Genomic DNA, 6270 nt, shown 5'->3' on the forward strand with positions numbered 1-6270 from the left:
GGGTGAACGCTGAGGTGGATGAGTTCAGCGACCCTGCAAGATGATCCTTCGGTAGAGTCGTTCTTCAATGTCGCGGAGACCGAGACGTTAGCGTTGTTTGAACACCTTTCCTTCGAGTTTCTCGAAGAGTTCGACGTGTTCGCCCCGGCGGAGACGGGGCGAACACGAGACCACGAACCACCAGAGTTGATGCGTGGTTTCCTCCATTGCTACTACCACGACATCTACGGCATTCATCCCGTTGAACGAGAGCTTCGGAACACGGTTGTCTGGCTGAGCTGTGGGTTCGATCGACTGCCGTCGAGAGACGCGGTCGATCGCTTTCTCACCGACCTCGAACACGTCGTCGACGAGGTCTTCGACCAACTCGTCGAGCAGGCCGCGGCGGGCGGCCTGCTCAACGTGACCTACTGTATCGATTCAACTGACGTGAGGGCGATGCCCGCCGATCAAGACGCCTCAAAATGCTACGATCCAACCGACGACGAGTACTACTACGGCTACGGCTATACGATCGTCTCGACCGGGCAAAAGATCCCGATCACGGCGGAGTTCACAGAGAGTAAACAAGCGCCAGAGGAGACGGCGATGCGCGTCACACGTGACGCGCTCACCGTCGCCAAGCCGATCTGGATGGTCAGTGACAGCGCCTACGACACGCTCGACTGGCACGACCACCTGCTGGCCGCAGGGGTCGTGCCAGTCGCCCCGTACAACGCGCGAAACACCGATGAGCCGAAAGACATCGAGTATAGAATCGCAGACCGCATCGACGAACACAGCGAAGACGTTCAACTGAAGCAATCGACGCTAGACGAGACGTACAATCGCCGCACAGGAGTTGAACGAACTAACGAATCAGTCAAGGACTGCGGCCTCGGGCGTGCGTTCGCCCGAGGCCGCGTCCACGCACGAGCGCAGGTGTTCCTCGCGCTGTGCCTTCGCCTTGTCGTCGCAATCACCAACTACGAACGCGGAGACAATCCGGGAAGCACGATCATCACGGTGTGAGAAGAGTTCTATGACTCCCTCAAGGCACAAGCAGAAAACCACGGCAGCAAATCAAAGTTACTCGTCCTCGACGACCATCGCCTCTTCCGGCGGGGCGATCTCGAGGTTAGCAGCGCCCTGTTCAATCTCTTCGGGCGTCGTGTCCTCCGACTGAGCCAGTAGCTCAGTAAGCTCCTTGGACGAAAGTGGTTCTTCGGCACTCGACTTCCTATCCATATCTCTCCTTACCGTATCCGGACGGATAAAGTTGCGTGTCGGCTCTCCTCCATCGGGCCAGCCAGGTGGACCGCCGGGTGCCTGCTGCTCTTCGTAGACGTTGATGAAATAGGCAGCCTCACGTTTGAAATAGTCCACACAGCCACGGATAACAGTCCCACAAAGCCGTGGGAGTGGGCCATGTCGCAACTTCAACTGCACTTCTTTGCTTGAGCGTCGGTCAACGTCAACGTGTAGTCCCTCTCGATAGACGTTGTGGCCTGTCGTGGACGTTTCGTTATGGTCTATTCGGGCGATGTCCTTCCACCGGAGCGGGCTCGTGGATTTGATGTAGTGGAGCTGTACGAGAAAGCGAGGGATATGCCCCTGTTGCCGATCGAACCCTACGGTGATCTGGCAGTCGCGTCGGCCAGCCTGAACGGCCTTAGAAACATCGTATCCTGTCGGGGGAGTGGGGCCGGTCATGGGAAAATGCACTCACAACCGCTTGATGGGTCTTACTCATTCGCACTGCCGATGTTCCTTCGCGTGCCTGAAGTCCCACCATCGCTGGTCACCCGACATCATCTGGATCAAGTTCTTCGAGCCGCTTGCGCATTTCGCGTGAGTCAGACCTTGACGAGGGATTGTACTCCTTTGGAGGGTGTTATAGAAGAGTTCACAAGGCGGTTGATTTCAGGACTATCGAGGACAAGACTTCTACTCAGTGGGTGTTGCGAATCTACCGGAACAACTCCTTGTAGAGATCGCAAACACATCAAACGGAGACGATTAACATCCGAGGAGTTGCCGTGGGTTCAGGAGTTACCGGGGCGTTCTTCGGGATTTAGACAACCACCCCGACCGTAGACGCCTCGTTCGCTCTCTGCGCTCCCGAGAACTGAATTGACGCAGTAGGGCCACAGCGATGCAACGTATGTAGAACCGTCGTGGCGAAGATATATCCCGGATGGGGAATCGTCTTCGCGTTCGTACCACGGCAACGAGGAAAGTGCAGTCGCAGTGGTATCAAATTCCGATTTATTAACCTGCAGGTCCGCTGTCCCACTCTCACTTGCACTTGCTCGGTCAAGGGCCGTCTGAATAGGTTCTACAGTACGAATCCGCTTGCCACTAGATGGCGTAATCGTTGCCTCAGGCGGCGCCTGTGTCTCCAATATCTCTAGTAGTCCCCCATTCTCACCCGGTTTGGCGATACAACCTGACAGCGGGAGGAGAGCAAAACTGGAGGCAGCGAGAAACCGACGGCGTTTCATAGAATAGATAAGTAGACGGCTTATTAATTGGTTTCTACCTGTAGTTAGCGTTCAGTCGTTCCTCTGTATCTATCAATTCGAGACAGGGGTATGCGAACTGTTCTATGACGCCCTCAATGTGACTGCCAGTAGAGTATACAGGCTACCGAGAACAACGATAATGCGGCCAGTACCGATCGATGAGATGAACCGCTCCCAGCTACCCATTATCTGCCGTGTTGAATAGATGCTGAGTCACGGTTAGAGTGGCTCACAGAGTGGTTCTATGTTCGAGAGGGCGAACATGAGGACAATTTCACGGAACTGCCGATACCAGCCCAGTGCTCGCACGGCATCGCCGAGCGAGCGCTTCGTTGTCGAATACGAAGTTTCGGCCATCCAGCGCTGAGAGTAGTCTTTTGCCCGGATGAGTGCGTTGTGTCCTAGCGTCAACGGCCTTGACCCACGCTGGAGAATGAGTGGTTCGACACCGAGCGCGTAGAACTCGTACTTCGTGACCCAGTTGTGGAAGGCTCTGTCGGCGGCGACAGATAGCAGGTCGTCCGCATTCCGGCGGACGACCTGCAGCCCGGTCTTCGTATCGTGTTTCCACCGGGCAGATATGTGTACGTCGAGGACAGCAAGAGACTCTCTATCGGTTAGTGTCGTTACTTTCAGTGTTTGGACGTTACTTCCCGACCGCTGGCGGTAGTACGACGAGGCCGAGCGGCGGTCGAAGAACGTGCTGTCGAGTGGCGCGTGGCCAGACTGCGGGTGCTGCTGTGCGTTTCCGCGCAGCAGCGCCCGCCACACCCACATTTTCAGCCGGTCGAACGATTTGTAGATTGTGCTGTAGTCCGGGAGGTCGTCCCGGTCTAAGCCGAGTGCGTCACGAATCTCGGCCATGTACTTCAGCCGATTCGGTGTTTCGCGGTAGCTGTGGTCGTCTTCGAGCCGGAGACAGTGCAGCACGACGTGTTTACAGCGGGCGAACCCGCCGCTGGCGGGCTCGCCCGCGTGCTTCCCCAACGCTTGTTTGACTAGACGACGACACTGCTCAACGAAGTTGAGGAGATCGGCTTCCATAGACAGAACCGATTTCCTCGGCTTCGCCCTTCTACTCCATGATAACAGCTGATTAGACCGCTATTGAACACGGCCGCCTTAGAAGGACTCTCGCTTGTCTCAATCGGTCCGCTTGGCTGGCGGCTCAATATCTCGTTCAAAACGGCAGAGGAACGCCGTAACCAAGTCGTCTCTGAGTTCGTCAATGCAGAGTTCATCGAAGCGGTTGATTCGTTCCTCGAGACTGTGCTACCACCGGGGTGCTATGGGGAGATCCCGACGACGTAGGCGGCGTATTGTTCTACCCACAGGATCCGTTCTCCTTATTGAATAATCATGAGTTTGGAAAGTGGATCAAGTTGGCCGCTCGGTTGACCGGCACTGGTGAACCTGATACTGAGGCGACTGTCTCAATAGGTCCGTCTATATCACAGACAGCGGTTACGGAACCAAGGGGGCGATAGCATGAGCGCAGAGCAGGCCACGTTAGGAGAGTTCGAGCAAGCAGAGACGTCTGCGCATTGTGACCGTCCGAAGTGCAACCATCCAAATACGGACGGAAGCCGGTGCAAGAATCCGGTAATCCCGATTGAAGGGGTAGACGTTTGCACCGTTCACTTAGGAGGGTCTGACGACGAGAACGATAGCTATAGTTCGGACGGGGAAGCCGATCGACCAGTGTGGGAACGGCAGAGTTCCGAACTCTTGGGTGGACAATGAGTGGGGCTGCTGTGAGAAGTCGGTGGCCGGTGGCTATGGGACCGCGGGTGGGGTATTATTCGACCTGGATCTCGCCGACCATCTGGCAGTCGTGGGGTGAACAGACGTACTCAGCCATGTTCGCACCAATTAGACGTAGTCTATCGATACGCGACCATCAGTGGGCCTGCTGCTCGAGTGTCGGGACGGGGACGGCCTCGAGGACGGTCTCGAGCACGTGGTCGGTGTCGACGTCGTTGACGGTCGCCTTGGGTGTGAGGACGAGGCGGTGAGCCAGTACGGGGTGGGCGACGCGTCTGATGTCGTCGGGGGTGACGTACTCGCGGTCGGCGATCGTCGCGGCGACGCGGGCTGCTTCGAACAGTCGCTGGGTGCCGCGTGGGGAGACGCCGGTATCGACGTTGGTTGCGGTTCGCGTGGCTCTGGCGATGGCGACGGCGTACTGGAGGACGTCGTCGTCGACGTGGATCTGCTCGGGGACGGCTCGGAGGTCGGTAACCTGGTCGCCCTCGAGGACGGTCTCGACGCTGGGGGTTGTTCGTTCGCGCGAGGCGCGTCGGCGGAGGAGGTCTGCTTCGCCGTCTTCGTCGGGATAGCCGAGCGAGGTTTTGACGAGGAACCGATCGAGCTGCGCCTCTGGGAGCGGGAAGGTGCCGTCCTGGTCGATCGGGTTCTGGGTCGCGACGACGAAGAACGGCTCCGGAAGCTGTCGGGTCTCGCCGTCGGTCGTCACCTGTCCTTCTTCCATGGCCTCGAGCAGGGCGGCCTGAGTCTTCGGCGGCGCGCGGTTGATCTCGTCGGCGAGCACGACGTTCGCGAAGATGGGGCCCTCGTTGAACTCGAAGGTGCCCTCGCGTTCGTCGAAGACGTGGGTGCCGGTGACGTCGGCGGGCAGGAGGTCGGGGGTGAACTGGATGCGCGAGAACGAGAGCCCGAGCACGTCGGCGAGACTGCGGGCAGTGAGGGTCTTTCCGGTGCCGGGGACGTCCTCGAGCAGGACGTGGCCGCGGCCGACGGCGCCGAGGAGGATCGTCTCGAGGACGTCTCGGTCGCAGATCACCGCATCGCCGACCGCGTCACAGATGGTGTCGCTCAACTCGCTCGCTCGGGATACGTCCATGGGGATCGCCACCGCGTGACGCGATAAATCAGTTTTGCTCGCTCCTCACGAGGGCTACTCAATCGAAAGTAGCTCCCGCGGACCGAAGACGACAGCCACGAGTCCGCCGCCGAGCAGGAGCAGCGTCACTGCGACCAGCGGCTGGGTGCCCGTGACGAGTACCGAGGCTGCGCCGGCGAGCACGACGATCACCGTGCCAGTGGTGACGCTCGCGAGTACGTGTGTGAGTTCGGCGCGAACGGTGGTCGCCGCCCGGCCGAGTTGGCGGCCGATACTGATCGCGTGCTGGCCGACGTCCCAGGCCAGTACCGACGCGGTGGTCCCCACGAGGGTGGCGAGGACACCTGCACCGTCGCCGGCAGCGACGAACGTCCCGAGGACGAGCCCCGCGCCGCCGATGGTCAGGACGAGTCGATCGCCGACCAGCAACGCGAGTCCGAGCAGGAGCCAGCCGACCGACGCGATCGCCAGCCCGTGGCCCGACCAAGGGACGGTGACGCTCCAGGCGATGCCGGCGAGACAGACCGCGAGCCAGCTACTGAGTAGGGCCGGTGAGCCGTCAGGCGGGGTCGGGTTCGTGGCGCTCATCGTGTCCTCCGTAGCACATCCTCGAGCGGACGATCCCACGCCCAGTCGACGACCGAGACGCCGGCGTTGTGCAGCGCGTCGATCCGCAGCGACCGCTCGAGGTGGGCGATCGCTCCGGCGGGGTAGGCCGTGGTCGTCGGGTCGGGTGAGACGACGGTCACCGCGGCCCCGCTCGAGCGAATCGTTCGCACGACGTCGAGGATGGCGTCGTCACAGAGCGGGCTGAACAGGAGTAGCTGCGCGTCGGGTGGGAGCCGGTCGAACTGACCGAGGCCGTCGCCCGGTGAGGCGGGAGGTTCGGGCCCGATCGCGTCG

Annotated in this window: 5 protein-coding genes and 2 pseudogenes; 1 reads left to right on the forward strand and 6 read right to left on the reverse strand. The window is 59.9% G+C overall.

The features are described from left to right. Positions 1–18 precede the first annotated feature (18 nt). Positions 19–1011, forward strand: coding sequence for a transposase (locus PGX04_RS18060; protein ID WP_273739784.1), 993 nt, complete (start codon positions 19–21; stop codon positions 1009–1011). Positions 1012–1068: 57 nt separating this feature from the next. Here the strand turns inward: PGX04_RS18060 and PGX04_RS18065 are convergent, their stop codons facing one another. The 6 genes and pseudogenes from PGX04_RS18065 to PGX04_RS18085 all read right to left on the reverse strand — a co-directional run. Then, positions 1069–1227, reverse strand: a complete 159-nt coding sequence (locus tag PGX04_RS18065) for a hypothetical protein (RefSeq protein ID WP_273739785.1) — start codon at positions 1225–1227, stop codon at positions 1069–1071. A 93-nt stretch (positions 1228–1320) separates the two neighbouring features. Then, positions 1321–1692, reverse strand: a pseudogene (locus PGX04_RS34715) (DUF7718 family protein); the annotation flags it as partial. Between the two features lie 1031 nt (positions 1693–2723). Further along, entirely contained in the window at positions 2724–3548 is an 825-nt protein-coding gene (locus PGX04_RS18070; RefSeq protein WP_273739786.1) for an IS5 family transposase, read from the reverse strand. Positions 3549–4404: 856 nt separating this feature from the next. Next, complete coding sequence (locus tag PGX04_RS18075) at positions 4405–5367, reverse strand: AAA family ATPase (RefSeq protein ID WP_273739787.1); 963 nt, start codon at positions 5365–5367, stop codon at positions 4405–4407. Positions 5368–5421: 54 nt separating this feature from the next. Continuing rightward, complete coding sequence (locus tag PGX04_RS18080; RefSeq protein WP_273739788.1) at positions 5422–5955, reverse strand: DUF7519 family protein; 534 nt, start codon at positions 5953–5955, stop codon at positions 5422–5424. After that, positions 5952–6270 (reverse strand): annotated as a pseudogene (locus tag PGX04_RS18085) (DUF58 domain-containing protein); the annotation flags it as partial. The pseudogene PGX04_RS18085 and the gene PGX04_RS18080, both read right to left, overlap by 4 nt.

The organism is Natrinema soli (assembly GCF_028618695.1).

Excerpts from the sequence above, each read along its gene's own strand:
- PGX04_RS18065 (WP_273739785.1), bottom strand. The coding sequence starts at position 1,227 with ATGGATAGGAAGTCGAGTGCCGAAGAACCACTTTCGTCCAAGGAGCTT.
- PGX04_RS18075 (WP_273739787.1), bottom strand. The coding sequence starts at position 5,367 with ATGGACGTATCCCGAGCGAGCGAGTTGAGCGACACCATCTGTGACGCG.
- PGX04_RS18060 (WP_273739784.1), top strand. The coding sequence starts at position 19 with ATGAGTTCAGCGACCCTGCAAGATGATCCTTCGGTAGAGTCGTTCTTC.
- PGX04_RS18070 (WP_273739786.1), bottom strand. The coding sequence starts at position 3,548 with ATGGAAGCCGATCTCCTCAACTTCGTTGAGCAGTGTCGTCGTCTAGTC.
- PGX04_RS18080 (WP_273739788.1), bottom strand. The coding sequence starts at position 5,955 with ATGAGCGCCACGAACCCGACCCCGCCTGACGGCTCACCGGCCCTACTC.